Annotated in this window: 13 protein-coding genes; 9 read left to right on the forward strand and 4 right to left on the reverse strand. The window is 58.2% G+C overall.

Going from position 1 to position 15,306, the window contains the following annotated elements:
- Nucleotides 1-8 precede the first annotated feature (8 nt).
- Nucleotides 9-974: a tripartite tricarboxylate transporter substrate binding protein gene (locus tag B472_RS11840; RefSeq protein WP_019427144.1), complete on the forward strand. Its 966-nt coding sequence runs from the start codon at nt 9-11 to the stop codon at nt 972-974.
- A 104-nt stretch (nt 975-1,078) separates the two neighbouring features.
- Here the strand turns inward: B472_RS11840 and B472_RS11845 are convergent, their stop codons facing one another.
- On the reverse strand, nt 1,079-2,278 hold the full coding sequence (locus B472_RS11845) for a CaiB/BaiF CoA-transferase family protein (protein WP_040505947.1): 1,200 nt from the start codon (nt 2,276-2,278) through the stop codon (nt 1,079-1,081).
- Between the two features lie 192 nt (nt 2,279-2,470).
- Between B472_RS11845 and B472_RS11850 the strand changes: the two genes are divergently transcribed.
- Nucleotides 2,471-4,384 (forward strand): PhoX family phosphatase, encoded by a 1,914-nt coding sequence (locus tag B472_RS11850; protein WP_019427146.1) that lies wholly within the window; start codon nt 2,471-2,473, stop codon nt 4,382-4,384.
- A 24-nt stretch (nt 4,385-4,408) separates the two neighbouring features.
- Here the strand turns inward: B472_RS11850 and B472_RS11855 are convergent, their stop codons facing one another.
- Nucleotides 4,409-5,041 carry an SOS response-associated peptidase gene (locus tag B472_RS11855; protein ID WP_019427147.1) on the reverse strand — a complete coding sequence of 211 codons (633 nt, stop codon included), beginning with the start codon at nt 5,039-5,041 and terminating at the stop codon, nt 4,409-4,411.
- Between the two features lie 14 nt (nt 5,042-5,055).
- Here B472_RS11855 and B472_RS11860 point away from each other — a divergent pair, with 14 nt between their 5' ends.
- From B472_RS11860 to B472_RS11875, 4 genes are all read left to right on the forward strand, one after another.
- Complete coding sequence (locus tag B472_RS11860; RefSeq protein ID WP_238147439.1) at nt 5,056-5,448, forward strand: hypothetical protein; 393 nt, start codon at nt 5,056-5,058, stop codon at nt 5,446-5,448.
- A 112-nt stretch (nt 5,449-5,560) separates the two neighbouring features.
- On the forward strand, nt 5,561-7,036 hold the full coding sequence (locus tag B472_RS11865) for an NADH:flavin oxidoreductase (RefSeq protein ID WP_026039577.1): 1,476 nt from the start codon (nt 5,561-5,563) through the stop codon (nt 7,034-7,036).
- A 65-nt stretch (nt 7,037-7,101) separates the two neighbouring features.
- Nucleotides 7,102-8,082 carry a tripartite tricarboxylate transporter substrate binding protein gene (locus B472_RS11870; protein WP_026039578.1) on the forward strand — a complete coding sequence of 327 codons (981 nt, stop codon included), beginning with the start codon at nt 7,102-7,104 and terminating at the stop codon, nt 8,080-8,082.
- Nucleotides 8,083-8,093: 11 nt separating this feature from the next.
- On the forward strand, nt 8,094-9,278 hold the full coding sequence (locus tag B472_RS11875) for a dihydrodipicolinate synthase family protein (RefSeq protein ID WP_026039579.1): 1,185 nt from the start codon (nt 8,094-8,096) through the stop codon (nt 9,276-9,278).
- 120 nt (nt 9,279-9,398) lie between these two features.
- Here B472_RS11875 and B472_RS11880 read toward each other — a convergent pair whose 3' ends face one another.
- Nucleotides 9,399-10,766 (reverse strand): arylsulfatase, encoded by a 1,368-nt coding sequence (locus B472_RS11880; RefSeq protein ID WP_050995458.1) that lies wholly within the window; start codon nt 10,764-10,766, stop codon nt 9,399-9,401.
- Nucleotides 10,767-10,768: 2 nt separating this feature from the next.
- Nucleotides 10,769-11,752, reverse strand: a complete 984-nt coding sequence (locus tag B472_RS11885) for a tripartite tricarboxylate transporter substrate binding protein (RefSeq protein WP_081504965.1) — start codon at nt 11,750-11,752, stop codon at nt 10,769-10,771.
- 108 nt (nt 11,753-11,860) lie between these two features.
- Here B472_RS11885 and B472_RS11890 point away from each other — a divergent pair, with 108 nt between their 5' ends.
- The 3 genes from B472_RS11890 (at nt 11,861) to B472_RS11900 (ending at nt 15,108) form a co-directional block, all read left to right on the forward strand.
- On the forward strand, nt 11,861-12,754 hold the full coding sequence (locus tag B472_RS11890; protein ID WP_081504966.1) for a LysR family transcriptional regulator: 894 nt from the start codon (nt 11,861-11,863) through the stop codon (nt 12,752-12,754).
- A 274-nt stretch (nt 12,755-13,028) separates the two neighbouring features.
- Nucleotides 13,029-13,868: an SDR family NAD(P)-dependent oxidoreductase gene (locus tag B472_RS11895; protein WP_019427156.1), complete on the forward strand. Its 840-nt coding sequence runs from the start codon at nt 13,029-13,031 to the stop codon at nt 13,866-13,868.
- 19 nt (nt 13,869-13,887) lie between these two features.
- Complete coding sequence (locus B472_RS11900) at nt 13,888-15,108, forward strand: nitrate/nitrite transporter (RefSeq protein WP_019427157.1); 1,221 nt, start codon at nt 13,888-13,890, stop codon at nt 15,106-15,108.
- Nucleotides 15,109-15,306: the final 198 nt, after the last annotated feature.

Here is a 15,306-nt window from a genome sequence, read left to right on the forward strand (position 1 = left end):
GTATTTGCATGACCACTTGCCTTCGATTTTTGACGGGTCTTTTTTTGGCCCTCATGGCCAGCAGCATCTGGGCCCAAAGCTGGCCCAACAAGCCGGTGCGCATGATCATCGCTTTCCCGCCCGGCGGCCCCACCGACTTGGTGTCTCGGGTCCTGGCGCAAAGGCTGTCAGAGCAGTTGGGTCAACAGGTCATTGTCGACAACAAACCCGGCGCGGGTGGCAACCTGGCTGCTGAACTTGCGGCCAGGGCCACGCCCGATGGCTACACGATTTTTTACAACACATCGGCCATCGTGATTGGCCCAGCGCTCTACGGCAAAGTGAACTACGACACCCTGAAAGACTTCGCCCCCGTGGCGCTGACGGCCAGCGTGCCCATGGTGTTGGTGGTCAACCCGCAGCTGCCCGCACGCAGCGTCAAAGAGTTTCTGGACTTGGCCAAGTCGCGCCCAGGCGCACTGAACTACAGCTCCTCAGGCACCGGCACCATCACGCACCTGGCCAGCGCCATGATGTCCACGCAAACCGGCGTACAAACGCAGCACATTCCTTACAAAGGCAGTGCACCGGGCCTGGTGGATCTGGCGGCAGGCCAAACCCAGTTCATGATCGACACCATCAACACGGTCTTGCCTTATGTGCGTGACAACCGCCTGCGCGGTTTGGCCGTGACCAGCATCAAGCGCTCCAGCCTCTTGCCGGACCTGCCCACGCTGGCCGAATCGGGTATGCCTGGTTTTGACGCTGCCGCATGGCAAGGCATCGTGGTGCCGACCGGCACCCCAGCCGACATCATTCAAAAGCTCAACACCGAAGTGAACAAGGCGCTGGCCCACCCCGATCTGCGCGCCCGTCTGGCGGCACAAGGCGCTGAAATTTTGGGCGGCACACCCGCCGAGTACGCGGCCCACTTGCGCACCGAAATGCCGCGCTGGGCCAAGGCCGTGAAAGACTCGGGCGCCAAAGCCGAATGACCCTCGGGGCCACCCAAATTCAGGAAATTCCCCTGTAGGAGCCCACCCCCGTGGGCGATTCCAAGCTCTGCACCCCTGCAGGCCATCGCCCACAGGCTGGGCGCCTACAAAACTGTGGGCACCATCGCCAGCAGCGCTTGCACTGCCTCTTCGCTCAGGCCCGCTTCGCGCAAGACCTCGGCGCTGTGCTGGCCCAAACGCGGCGCAGGTTTTTGCACGGTCAAACCCGGTGTGCCAGAAAAGCTCACGGGCACACCAATTTCTTGCAACCGACCCTCTGTGGGGTGATCCACTGCTTGCAGCATGCCCACCGCCTGCAAATGCGGGTCCTGCAACAAACTGTCGATGTCGTGCATCGGCATGCAGGGAATATCGGCCTCGTTCAGCCGCGCCATCCAGACCGCGGTGCTCTGCGTGCTCATGGCCTGCGCCACCATGCGGTACAAGTCGTTGATGTGCCGGGTCCGCGCGCCAATGCTGGCAAAACGCGGGTCTTGTTCAAACAGTTGCGCCTGACCCATCAATTCCAAAAATTTCTGCCAATGCCGGTCGGTGTAAATCAACACACACAAATGGCCATCGCTGGTGGGATAGGGCCTGCGCTCTTGCACCAGCAAGCGCGGGTAACCGGTCTCGCCCTCAGGCGGCTCGAAGGTGGCACCGGCCATGTGCTCGCCCAAGACGTATTGCGCCATGGTCTCGAACATGGGGACTTCCACCGCCTGACCCAAGCCCGTCTGGTGGCGCGCAATCACTGCCGCCAAGATGGCATTGGAAGCCATCAGGCCCACCGTGCGGTCAGCCAGGGTCAGGGGCACATAGCGTGGCTCGCCGCCACTGGCCAGGCTCATCAGGCTGGGCACAGCCGCAGCGCCTTGAATCAAGTCGTCGTAAGCGGGCTTGCCCGCGTAAGGCCCCTTCTCGCTGTAGCCATACAGGCCTGCATAAATGATGCGCGGATTGATGGCTTTGAGCCGTTGGTAATCGATGCCCAGACGTTGCATGGCCTGGGGCCGGATGTTGTAGACCACCACATCGGCCGTCTCCACCAGCTTGAAAAAAGCAGCCAGGCCTTCAGGCTTTTTCAGGTCCAACACCACACTGCGCTTGTTGCGGTTGACGTGCAAAAAAATCGACCCCATGCCCGCATGGCGCATCGGACCAATACCGCGCACCGTGTCCCCGGCGGGCGACTCGATCTTGACCACGTCCGCACCCATGTCCGCCATCAGCTGCGTGGCAAAAGGGCCCATCAAGACACTGGTCAAATCCAGTACACGCAATCCATTCAACGCACCAGCCATGCGGTTCTCCTACGGGGTTGGATCGTGGATTATCGGCAGCCCTTGTGCGGTCAGGTGTCACCTGCGGCGCCACCACACACCACAACCAGGCCCAAAATAAATCACCATCGTTTCGCAAGCCCAGATCCATCCTGATGCCCGCACCACGGTCTCAACCCATCCAAGCTTTTCAAACCCAGGAGTGAAACCATCATGGCCAAAGACTTCAGCACCATGGAAGACAGCAACCGCTCGTCCAACCCCAGCATTCACCAGGTGCTGGCAGAGTCCCGCCGCAGCTTTCTCAAAGGTGGCGTGACCTTGTCGCTGGCCTCGGCGCTGGCCCCTTTGGCGGGCTGTGCCAGCTGGGGACCCGCGCAGCCCAAACTCGGCTTCAAAGGCATTCCGGTGGGCATGGGTGACCAGCTGGTGGTGCCCGAAGGCTATGTGGCCACGCCTTTGGCACCGTGGGGCGAGCCCGTCGGCATCCCGGGCAACATGCCCGCTTTCAAAATGGACGGCTCCAACACCGCGGATGAGCAAGCCGCGCAAATGGGCATGCACCACGATGGCCTGGTCTATTTCCCGCTCGCCGGCTCGCGCCGAGGGCTGATCGCCATCAACCACGAATACACCGACGACGGCTTGCTGCATGTGGGCGGCTTCAACGCCATGAACCCCGAGAAAGTGCGCAAATCGCAAAACGCGCATGGCCTGTCGGTCTTCGAGGTCGAACTGAAGAACCAACAATGGCAGATGGTGCGGCCCTCGCGCTTCGCCCGTCGCCTGACCATGAGCGCGCCTTTCAGCGTCAGTGGCCCTGCTGCGGGCCATGCCCTGATGCGCACGGCCGCCGACCCGCAAGGGCGCACCGTGCTGGGCACCTTGAACAACTGCGCCAGCAGCAAAACGCCTTGGGGCACCTACTTGTCGGGCGAAGAAAACTTCGCTTTTTATTTTGGCGGTGCCGACACCCCAACGCCCGACCAGCGCCGCTGGGGCGCACGCAAAGACGGCTTGTACGCCTGGGAAAAACACGATGCGCGCTTTGACCTGAAGCAAAACCCCAACGAATTTCACCGCTTTGGCTGGGTGGTCGAGCTCGACCCGATGGACCCCACCAGCACCCCCATCAAGCGCACGGCCCTGGGTCGCGCTGCGCACGAAGGCGCCTGGGTGGGCGTGACCAAAGATGGCCGCGCCGTGGTCTATTCGGGCGAAGACGCCCGCTTTGAGTACATCTACAAATTCGTCAGCCGCGACAAAATTGCACCCGCAGGCAAGGGCCTCACCCAAGCTCAGGCCAACAAAGAATTGTTGGACCACGGCACCTTGTACGTGGCCCGCTTTGACGCCGATGGTCGGGGCGAGTGGTTGCCACTGGTACAGGGCCAAGGGCCTCTGACGGCGGCCAACGGCTTTGCCGACGCCGGCGAAGTCGTCATCAAGTCACGCCAGGCCAGCGATCTGCTGGGCGGCACCAAGATGGACCGCCCCGAATGGCTGACCATCGACCCCGACAGCGGCTGGGTCTATTGCACCTTGACCAACAACAGCCAGCGTGGCGAGCCAGGCAGACCCGGGGTCGATGCGGCCAACCCGCGGGCCAATAACGTCATGGGCCAGATCATCCGCTGGAAAGAAGATGGCGACTTTGACGGCCGCCGCTTCGAATGGAACCACTTGGTACTGGCGGGCGACCCTGCCAACGAACGCCCTGAGGCCAAGGGCAATATTCGGGGCGACATTTACGCTTGCCCCGACGGCATCGCGTTTGACCAGCGCGGCGTGCTGTGGATTCAAACCGACACCCATGCCACCCAGATGTACAAAGGCGAGCTGGCCCGCGTGGGCAACAACCAGATGCTGGCCTGCGATCCGGTCACGGGCGAAACCCGCCGCTTTTTGACCGGTCCCACCCACTGCGAAGTCACCGGCGTTGACCTGACTCCGGACGGCACCACGATGTTCATCAGCATCCAGCACCCGGGCGAAACCCCCAGCGACCGCAGCGACCCGGCCGACCCCGCCAGATACTCCAACTGGCCCGACTACACCCCCGGTGGGCGGCCTCGCTCATCCACGGTGGCCATTCGCAAAAAAGATGGCGGCGTGATCGGCACCTGAACCCTCAGATCTGTTTGTGGGGGTTCACCTTGGCGCGGGCATCGCCGACAAATCCGGCATGTGCGCCCACGTCATCAGCTCAGCAGCTTGGGCCGTATCGGCCGAAAGCCATGCGTCGTGCAACGCGGGCGCAATGATCACAGGGGTGCGTTTTTCGTCTCCGGGCTTGTGAAACTGCTTCATCACCGGATGCCCATCTGCATTGACCGTCAGCATGGAAAAGCTCACCACCCGTTCCCCTGACGCGGGGTCTGTCCAACGGTCCCAAAGGCAGGCCATGCCGAATGGCTCGCCAGACGCGCGTTCAATTTTCCATCGGACAGCCTTGCCCGATGCGTAACTGGGCTCATAGAAGTTGTCGACCAGCACCAAGCCAAACTGTCGCTGCCGCCATGCAGAACGGTAACTGGGTTTTTCTGCTGCGGTCTCGCTGCGCGCGTTGTAGGTATGACGGCTGATCTTGTCGTCCTTGGCCCATGCCGGTATCAAACCAAACCGAGCCAAACCACAGGCCACGCGTTCGGACTGCCGACTCTTGACGACCAAGGGCGCAAGGTAGCCGGGAAAGGTTTCGTCAGGGAAGTCTGAAGGCAGATCGACGCCAAGGGCGTCTTTGACCCATTGGGCGCGTTGGGTTGGCGTGAAATTGGTGCACACCTTGAGAGTCTAAAGTGATAAATGCCAGAGGCTCACGCCAAAAATCTCTAGAACATTTTAAAAAATATCAAAGTCATCCCACTTGCCAGACATTGTTAATTTTGTTACTTTTTGATTTGGCTTTCATCCACGGAATTCCCATGAAAAATTTAACTGCTTTCTTGTCTGTTGCCCTCCTGACTTTGAGCGCCCCGTCTTTTGCAGCCACCTGCGATGCGCAAGCTGCCGAGAAAAAACTGGCGGGCGCGGCCAAAAACAGCTTCGTCCAGAAATGCGAAAAAGACGCTGCAGCAGCCTTGGCCACCGCCACCGCCACGTGTGAGGCACAGGCCGCTGATAAGAAGCTGGCAGGCGCAGCCAAAAACAGCTTCACCAAGAAATGCATCAAGGATGCAACAGGCGGCTGACCCCGGCACTGCCATGAGGTGTGTGCCCGTGCAGGTGCACGGGTAATCCTGCCCTTGCCACATGAACCCAAATGGTTATGATGATTTTGGCAAAACCCCTGGAATCACGCACATGAAATTTGGAGATTTCGTCAAGGTCAAATCCTTGTCCAGCCCGCAAGGCTTCAAGGAGAACCTGGATCGCTTGGGTTTGCACATGCCTTGCGATGAAGATCTGGAATCGGGCGACACAGCCGCCATGGCCCAGCCCATGACGGTTTCGGGACTCAAATTCGGCAACCGCTACGCCATTCACCCCATGGAAGGGTGGGACGGACTGGCCGATGGCAGCCCGTCAGACAACACGCGCCGCCGCTGGTCGCTGTTTGGCCGTTCTGGCGCCAAGATGATCTGGGGTGGCGAAGCGGTCGCGGTGCGTCACGATGGTCGCGCCAACCCCAAGCAATTGGTCATGAGCGCGCAAACACAATCGGGCATCGCGCAACTGCGAGAGGGCTTGGTACAGGCCCACCGCGAAAGCATGGGCAGCGACAAAGACCTGGTGATTGGTTTGCAATTGACCCACTCTGGGCGTTTTTGCAAGCCCAACTTGGAAAGCCGCATGGAGCCCCGGGTGCTGTACAAGCACCCGCTGCTCGATGGACGTTTTGGCCCGAAGGAAAACATCATCGTCATGTCTGACGGCGAGATTCGCCAGTTGATCGATGACTTTGTGGTGGCCGCCAAGCGTGCTTGGGACTGTGGTTTTCAATTCGTCGACCTCAAACACTGCCACGGTTATTTGGGCCACGAATTCCTCTCCGCCAAAACGCGAGAAGGCGAGTTTGGTGGCTCCATACACAACCGCACCCGCTTTATCCGAGAACTGGCGCAAGGCATCCGTGCCGAGGTGCCAGGCATGGCATTGGGCGTGCGGCTTTCGGCGGTTGATTTTTTGCCCTACAAAGCCGATCCGAACCTTTCAGATGACGAGTCCCTGGGCCCCGGTATTCCGGTGGATTACACCCATGCCATGCCTTACCGCTACGGTTTCGGCGTGAATGAATCCAACCCCCTGCAATACGCCTTGGACGAGACTGCGCAATTTCTTCAGGTTCTGGAATCGTTGGACATTTCATTGGTGAACGTGACGGTAGGCAGCCCGTATTACACGCCCCATGTCACACGACCTGCCCTGTATCCGCCGTCAGACGGTTACCAGCCCCCAGAAGACCCCTTGGTTGGCGTGATGCGTCACCTGGAAATTGTGCGCGACCTCAAAAAAATGTTCCCCTCCATGGCTTTTGTTGGCAGTGGCTACACCTACCTGCAGGAGTTCTTGCCGCATGTGGCTCAAGCCGCAGTCAAACAAGGCTGGACCGACTTCGTGGGCCTAGGGCGCATGGTGCTGGCTTACCCCGATTTGCCCGCCGACGTACTCGCGGGTCGTGCCATGCAGCGTAAACGCCTTTGCCGCACATTCAGCGACTGCACCACCGCGCCGCGCAATGGCCTGGTTTCGGGCTGCTACCCGCTGGACACGCATTACAAAAAGTCGCCCCAAATGGCTGTTCTGACGCAAATCAAAAAAGCGGCCAAGCTGTCCTGATCACCTTGTTTTAAAACCCGCCCTGAGCACCGATACCCGCAGGGCTATCCACCACTGGAGACAACATGAAAACATTTCACCGTTTAGCGTTGATACCTGTCACGTGCCTTGCTCTGATTGCACCGTGGAGCGCCTCGGCCCAAGGGGCCTATCCCAACAAACCGATTCGTGTGATCGTTCCGTTCGCAGCGGGCAGCACGACCGACATCATTGCCCGCGCCATCTCAGACAAGATGAGCCAGAGCATGGGGCAAGCTCTGGTGATTGATAACCGTGGCGGCGCCAGTGGCACCATCGGGCAGCAAGCCGTCGCCACTGCAGCACCTGATGGCTACACCATCATGATTCACTCGTCGTCGCACACGGTAAGTCCTTCGACATTTGCCAAGTTGCCGTTCGATACGCTCAACGATTTTGCAGGTGTGACACCGATTTCCAGCACACCCAACGTGCTGGTCATGTCGCCCACAAAGAACATCAAGACGCTGCAAGAGTTGCTGACTGCTGCACGTTCCAAGCCAGGAGGTATGAATTTTGCGTCCGCGGGTCAAGGCAGTGCCACGCATTTAAACGCTGAGAAATTCAAATTGGCCGCCAAGATCGAAGCCACCAACATCCCCTTCAAAGGTTCCAGCGAAGCCGTGACCGAGGTCATCTCAGGTCGTGTTGATTACTATTTTTCACCCATAGCGCCCGTCATTGGTCAAATTCGAAGCGGTCAGTTGGTCCCCTTGGCTGTCGGCTCCTCCAAGCGTGCCAGTGCTTTGCCACAAGTGCCGACCACGGCAGAAGCCGGTGTCCCTGGCTCTGAATTCAATTTCTGGATTGGCATGATGGTGCCGGGGAAAACGCCCAAAGACATTGTCAATCGGTTGAATGAAGAGGTCGTGAAGGCCTTGGCGACGGCCGAAGTCAAAGAGCGTTTTGTCACCCTGGGCGCTGACGCCTGGACCATGCGGCCTGAACAGTTTGACGCCTACATCCGCGACGAAATCAAAAGCAACGCGGTGCTGGTCAAAGCTGCAGGGCTCTCACCAGCACCCTGAAAGCCCAAGCTGTGCCCTTGAACTTGAGCCTGCCAACCGCTGCGGGGCGCCTGGAAAACTACAGGCTGTGCGGCAGCGTCCCTTTGAAACCCAAGTCGCTTCAGCCATTCAACCGCGTGGCCTACTCGGCAGCGCATGTGGTGGCCGATCCACTGGCTGATGTGGACCCTTGGCTGCAATGCGCTGTGGATTGGGATGCCACGATCGCCTACAGACGGCATTTGTGGTCGTTGGGCCTGGGCGTAGCCGAAGCCATGGACACCGCGCAGCGCGGCATGGGTCTGGACTGGCCAACATCCTTGGAACTGATCCGCCGAACGCTGGATGCGGCCCAAGATGTGCCAGGCGCACGCATTGCTTCAGGCTGTGGCACAGATCACTTGGTGCTGGACGATGTCACGACGGTGGACGAAGTCATTGCTGCCTACGAAGAACAGTTGGAGGCGATTGAGAACCTGGGTGGCCAACTCATCATCATGGCCAGTCGGGCCTTGGCGCGCGTGGCCCAAAGTCCCGCAGACTATGAGCGCGTTTACGACCGCATCCTGAGTCAGGTCCGGCAACCCGTGGTGCTGCATTGGCTGGGCGACATGTTTGACCCTGCACTGAAGGGTTACTGGGGCAGTCATGATCTGGACCAAGCCATGAACACCGCCTTAGGCATCCTCAAGGCGCACTCAAAGAAGGTGGATGGCATCAAGATTTCCTTGCTCGACAAAGACAAGGAAATCAGCATGCGTCGTCGCCTGCCACCCGGCGTGCGCATGTACACAGGAGATGACTTCAACTATGCAGAGCTGATTGCTGGCGATGGTCATGGAGAAGATGCCGTCCATGGGCACAGCGACGCGCTGCTCGGCATTTTTGACGCGATTGCACCCGCCGCCAGTTTGGCACTGGCGGCCTTGGCTGAAGGCCAACGAGACACCTTCCATGCCATCTTGGCGCCGACGGTCCCTCTGTCACGCCATATTTTCAAGGCGCCTACCCGTTACTACAAAACGGGCGTTGTCTTCATGGCTTGGCTCAACGGTCACCAAAACCATTTCAGCATGATTGGCGGTCAGCAAAGCACCCGCTCCGTTCAACATTTAGCAGAGTTGTTCCGATTGGCCGATCAGGCCCATCTGCTGGAGCACCCCGAGATGGCTGTTCAGCGAATGAAAAATCTGATGCTCATCCATGGTGTGGCATGAACCCACGCACGGCGTTTTCAAGCCAACAGACCTGCTGTGGATGCATTAAAAACATGCGAGATTCCAATACGCCCAGTTGCTTGCTTTGATTTTTCCGCCACACCCACTGCACATTCGCAGTCAGGGTTTGGCTAAAGGGGACCCAGGGTTCACATGATCAGGAGCTCCGGGGGGCACAGGCGGATGCTCCTTCAGTGTTTTCTCAAAGGCCATGATCATTTTTCTCATGGGACCGCGCACCCAGCCATCTTCCATGGCCGCATCGGTCTCTTCTTTGGGATCTCGCTTGATATTGAACAGCCACGGGGTTTCCAGATGCTTGGTGCCTGAATTCGGTTCGCTTTCAAAGACAAAGTGCAGCTTCCAGTGACGCCACTTCACAGCGCGCAACTCGGTTTTGATGTAAAAAAGAAAACCATCACGTGCAGATTTTTCAACGGTACCTTTCCACCAATTCAATTGGCTGAGGCCATCAATCGGCCTGTCGGTGGGCACTTCGGCACCGGCAACATCGATCAAGGTGGTGAACAAATCGGTGACATGCATGATGTCGTCGCTGACGCGCGCTTTGTCAATCTGTCCGGGCCATTTGACGATCAGTGGTACGCGCAGTCCGCCTTCCATGGCGGTGTGATAAGTGCCCGACCACGGGCCAGCGGTACCGCGCCATGGGCGTCGAAACTCGGGGCCATTGTCACTGGCAAAAATGAACAAGGTGTCGTTCTCTAGTCCTAGGTCCTTCACGGCATCGATCAACTGCCCGACGCGATGGTCCATTTCCATCATGGAATCTGCAAACTCGCCCACGCCACTTTTCCCCGAAAAGTCAGGGTGTGCCAAGGTTGGGAAATGCAAATGGGTAAGGGGAACATACAGAAAGAAGGGATGGCTGCCTTTTGCTTTTCGGCGCATGAAGTCAATCGATTTTTCGGTCAGCTCACTGTCGATCAAACGCCGTTTCACCAGGTCGTATTCGGCAACGTTTTTCGCGGGCTGGCCTGCAAAGCCCTCCATCACTTGCGGTATGTCAACCACCGTTTCATCGAAACCTGGTGATTGCGTAAAGAGCGTTTCGTTGCTGGTGCGCGGAATGCCGTACCACTCATCAAAGCCACGATCATTGGGGTATCGGCCATCGCGATCGCCCAAATGCCATTTGCCAAACATGGCAGTTTCATAACCTGCTTGCTTCAGAACTTGGGGCAGTGTTTTTTCCCAAGGGTGGATACCTTGCGGCAAGCCTGCGGGTACAGACTGCAGCGCACCCGTGCGAATGGGGTGGCGACCTGTCATCAGTGCTGACCGCGTCGGAACGCAGTCGCTTTCGACGTTGAAGTTCAGGCACTTCAGGCCTTCTTCAGCCAGTGCGTCGATGCGCGGTGTGGGTGCGCCACGCAGCGCACCGCCACCGTAGCAGCCTAGCTCGCCCCAGCCCAAGTTATCGGCCAAAACGAGCACAATGTGCGGTTGTTTTTCTTTGGATGACATCTTCATTCCATGGCGATCTTGCGATCTTTGATCAGTTTGGCCCACCGCTCTCGGTCTTGTGTCATGCGCTGTTGAAACACTTCTGGCGTCATGGCCACCGTTTCCATGGCAAGGCCCAACAGCTGTTGCTTGAGCGCAGGCTCATTCAAAGACTCATCGACAACTCGGCGCAGCTGTGAGATCACCGGCGCCGGTGTGCCTTCCGGTGCAAACAGTGCTGACCATTGCGGTACATCGATATCGCCCGCCCCACTCTCACTGAGTGTGGGGGTGTCGGGCAAGATGGCAGAACGGCGCTTGGTGCTGACTGCCAAAGCAATCAACTTACCCGATTTGATGTGTGGCAACACCGCTGCTGCCCCCAAAACGGCCACATTGACTTGGCCGGAAATGACATCGTTCACAGCCTGGCCACCCCCTTTGTAGGGAATGTGAAGCAAATTGATGCCCAAATTTTGCGCAAACAGTTCACCCACCAAATGCTGAATCGAGCCCTGCCCCGAACTGGCATAAGACACTTGATCTGGCTTACCTTTGGCGCGGGCTTGCAGGTCTTGAATGGTTTTCAAGCCAGCTGAAGGTGCCGTGACCACCACGATGGGTTGAAACGTCAGAACAGACACCGGTGTAAATGTTTTGGTCAGGTCCCATGGCATGGGTCTGAACAACGGCAACAGCGACACCGAATCTGAGGCCACCAAAAAAGTGTGTTGGTCTTTTGCCGTGCGCAAAGTGGTTTCGACGCCTAATGAGCCGTTGGCTCCGGGTTTGTTGTCCACCAAAACCGCTTGTCCCAGTCGCTTTCTGACACTTTCTCCGACCAGTCTGGCCACCACATCATTGGAGCCGCCAGCAGGAAATGGCACCACCAAGCTGATGGGTTTACTGGGCCAATCTTGGGCAAATGCGCAGGGGTGCGCCAGTGCAACCCCCAGTGCCATGGCCATCAGACCGTTGCTGAAATTTCGTCTATTGCGTATTGGCATGGGTCTTCCGATTCATTGGTGACGCGGTAATTTTAGATTGCGCTCATCAGGGAAATATCAAAAATCAATGCTACAACATCAATAAATACTGAACTTACAGGGCCTCGAATGCTTCATCCTCGTTTAGATCAATTGCGGGTTAAACAACTGCGGTTTTTGAGCCTGCTGGCAACTCAGGGTTCTTTGTCGGACACGGCGGAGCAACTGTCCATGACCCAATCGGCCGCCAGCATGATGCTCAAAGAAATCGAGTCCTTGTTTGATGTCAAACTCTTTAGAAGGCAAGGCCGCGGCATGGCGCTCACCGCCGAAGGTGTCGCGCTGATGCCAAGGTGGCAGACTGTGCTGGGTGAAGTTGGTGCGATGGGGTCGACCCTTCAAGGCGCTGTACAACCCATCGTTCGAATCGGCGCCTTTCCGCACACGGCAGCCACCGTGCTGCCAGACATCATCAAAAAATTGATCAGTGGTCCCACCATTTGGCGCCCGCGCATTGTGGATGGTCGGGCAGACCACTTGTTGCAAATGTTGTTGCAAGGTGAGATTGACCTCTTGCTGGGCCGTTTACCCAGCCATGTGGTGGAGGCGCCTTATTTTGAGGACCTGTCGCAGCGATTGCTTTACCAGGCCTCTCTGTCGGTGGTTTCTTCCAGCAAGCACCCTTTGGCCCAAAAGAAAAAAATTGATTTTTCAGAATTGGCCCATTGGCAGTGGATTCTCCCCAACATGCAATCAACCACCCGAGTTGGTTTGATGGAAGCCTTTTTAAGAAGGGGCATCCATCCGCCAGTTCCGGCGGTCGAATCGCCCTCGTTTTTCTACAGTTTGTCGGTGGTGGCACAAACCGAGCTCTTGACCTGTTGTGCGCAGTCGGCAGCCCTCAGGAGTCACCATGAAACAGCCATATTGCCAGTGGTCATCAGCCATGAACCCTTGCCGGTTTCGATGGTCTGGCGAAAGTCTTCAGCAGAGGCCAGGCGGGTTGCAGAGTACTTACTCTGAACTGGCGTGGTCATCTCGCCTTTAAACCACCCACCATCGTTGGCGGTCTAGACACTCAATTGACACCCATTGAAGATCCTTCAAAGTAACATCATCTGAACCGGTACAAGCCCATCACCATGATCAAGCCCCCCAAGGACCCTGAACATCGACGCACTGGGCTGTGGGGTCAAGGTGCAGGCCCTGCTGGGCACCAGGGCCTGCTTGCCAGCTGGCGCACGGTGGGCAAGGTGGCTTGTTCTGCAAGCTTTTCTTCTGAAACATTCCAACGCGCATGACCATGAAAACACCCGAAAATTCAAACCCTGTTGTGGTCGTCACCGGAGGCGCTCGCGGTATTGGCCTGGAGATTTGCAACACTTTCCTGAAGCGCGGTTACCGAGTCGCGGCTCTGGACAGTGACAAAGAAACGCTAGGCAAAACGCAAGCCCATTTCAGCAGCACCGATTTCCTGGCGATTCACTGTGATGTGTCCAAGCCCAACCAGGTGTCGCGGTCCATCGATCGCATCGAGAAAAAGTTCGGCCGCATCGACGCGCTTGTCAACAACGCGGGCGTTGCGATTTTCAAACCGATACTGGAAGTGACTTGGCAAGACTGGCGCTACATCATGGACACCAATTTGGACGGCGCCTTTTGGTGCACGCAAGCTTGTGCCAAGGTCATGCTCAAAAACGGGGGGGGCAGTGTCGTCAACATCGCTTCGATCTCGGGCCTGCGAGCCAGCACCCTGCGCGTGGCCTACGGCACCAGCAAAGCGGCCATCATCCACCTGACCAAACAGCAAGCCGCAGAATTGGGGGATGTTGGCATTCGCGTGAACTGTGTTGCACCTGGGCCTGTGGCCACGGAAATGGCCAAGTTGGTGCACAGCAAGGCCATCATCAAGGACTACCACGACACCATCCCCATGAACCGCTATGGCAGCACAGAAGAAATAGCCAACGCTGTGGCTTTTCTGTGCAGCCGTGAGGCCAGCTACATCAATGGCCAAACCATCGCGGTAGATGGTGGATTTGACGCCGCGGGTGTGGGCTTGCCCACTTTGCGCAAAAGCCGCCAAAGCACATCACCGTTGACGCAGAAAAAACCGTCGAAATCGACGTCAACTTGATCCGCCACCCCATCCTACGATGAGCGACTCACCCACCTCACGCGGCATCAGCCGAGGGGCACTCGTCCTGGCTGCGGCCACCGTGGTCAATCTGCCCTTTGGTACCGTCTATGCGTTTTCGGTCTTCCTCAAACCGATGGAGGCGCTGCTCGGTATTGGTCGGGCCGAGATGGCGATCGTGTTTTCCATGGCGTCGATCTTTCTCACGATCGGCATGCTCATCGGCCCCGCCCTTTACCGTCGCTTCGCACCTGTGCCCCTGCTGCTGGTCTGTGGTGCAGTGAGCGCCTCTGGCCTGCTGATCTGCGCCACTGCACAAGGCCTCGCGCATTTGCTGCTGGGCTACGGCGTTCTGTTCGGACTGGGCGGCGGGGTGGCTTTCATCATGATGCAGCAGGGTCTGAATCAGACCATCAGCCCGATGAGCGGGTTGGCCAACGGTTATGTGGTGAGCCTGTATCCCATGGGGGCCATGCTGGGCGCACCGGTCTTTGGCTGGGCCATCGAGGCGTTCGGCCTGCGCGCCACCTTGGCCGGTCTTGCGCTCACGGTGCTGACTTGCTGCGCCATCGCCGCCATGCTCTGGCTGCGTGCCCAGGTTCGCATGCAAGATCCTGGTGCGAGTGCAGCCGACAGCGAGGCCCGCCACTGGGGCTTGTTTGCCCGGCTGTTTGCTGTTTTCTTTCTCGCAGCCTCGGCGGGCCTGATGGTGATGAGCCAGGCCGCAGGCATTTTGCAGGCCTATGGCGCCAAAAGCCTGTTTGCGTTGGGAGGCACCACTTTCATCACCGGTGCGATTGCTGCTGCACGCATAGGTGGGGGCTGGCTCATTGATCGCATCGCGGTGCCCCGCGTGGCCTGCGCTGCCCACCTGATCGCACTCAGTGGTTCGACCCTGCTTTTGATCTGGCCGGGACCGGGCATGGCGGTGCTGTCCATGACGCTGATCGGCTGCGGCTACGGCTTCATTTCGGGTCTGACGGCTGGTGCCATTGCGCGCTACTGGCATCCCAACGCTTTTGGCCGGGTGGCCAGTCAGTTGTACATTGCCTGGTGCATCGCAGCCATCAGTCTGCCGGTGCTGGCGGGTTGGCTTTATGACCAGACCCAGGGCTATGACCAAGCCATGCGCATTGCCGCCGGCGTGAACCTGCTGGGTGCGCTGATGGCCTTGAGCTTACCGGCGACGGCAAGATCGCAGATTCAAACGCAGCCTCAACCCAAGGTTGAGAAGACCTGATCATGCGGATGAACATCTGTTGGCGCCGATCACGATGGGATCGGGGGCGACAACAGCCCATGTGCTAAGAATCCGTCATCAAAGCGCGGCGCTGTGCCCCTTGATATAGGTCTCTAAAAACCCAATCTGCTGACCCATTTGTCGAATGTTGTCTTTGACGACATCACCAATAGAAATAACGCCAACGACCCGCCCAGC

The organism is Limnohabitans sp. Rim28 (assembly GCF_000293865.2).
Classification (GTDB): Bacteria; Pseudomonadota; Gammaproteobacteria; order Burkholderiales; family Burkholderiaceae_C; genus Limnohabitans_A.

Bases quoted from the DNA above. Each gene is read 5' to 3' on its own strand.
- B472_RS11840 (WP_019427144.1), top strand. From the start codon at position 9: ATGACCACTTGCCTTCGATTTTTGACGGGTCTTTTTTTGGCCCTCATG.
- B472_RS11885 (WP_081504965.1), bottom strand. From the start codon at position 11,752: ATGCCAATACGCAATAGACGAAATTTCAGCAACGGTCTGATGGCCATG.
- B472_RS11900 (WP_019427157.1), top strand. From the start codon at position 13,888: ATGAGCGACTCACCCACCTCACGCGGCATCAGCCGAGGGGCACTCGTC.
- B472_RS11880 (WP_050995458.1), bottom strand. From the start codon at position 10,766: ATGTCATCCAAAGAAAAACAACCGCACATTGTGCTCGTTTTGGCCGAT.
- B472_RS11870 (WP_026039578.1), top strand. From the start codon at position 7,102: ATGAAAACATTTCACCGTTTAGCGTTGATACCTGTCACGTGCCTTGCT.
- B472_RS11845 (WP_040505947.1), bottom strand. From the start codon at position 2,278: ATGGCTGGTGCGTTGAATGGATTGCGTGTACTGGATTTGACCAGTGTC.
- B472_RS11895 (WP_019427156.1), top strand. From the start codon at position 13,029: ATGACCATGAAAACACCCGAAAATTCAAACCCTGTTGTGGTCGTCACC.
- B472_RS11850 (WP_019427146.1), top strand. From the start codon at position 2,471: ATGGCCAAAGACTTCAGCACCATGGAAGACAGCAACCGCTCGTCCAAC.
- B472_RS11890 (WP_081504966.1), top strand. From the start codon at position 11,861: ATGCTTCATCCTCGTTTAGATCAATTGCGGGTTAAACAACTGCGGTTT.
- B472_RS11865 (WP_026039577.1), top strand. From the start codon at position 5,561: ATGAAATTTGGAGATTTCGTCAAGGTCAAATCCTTGTCCAGCCCGCAA.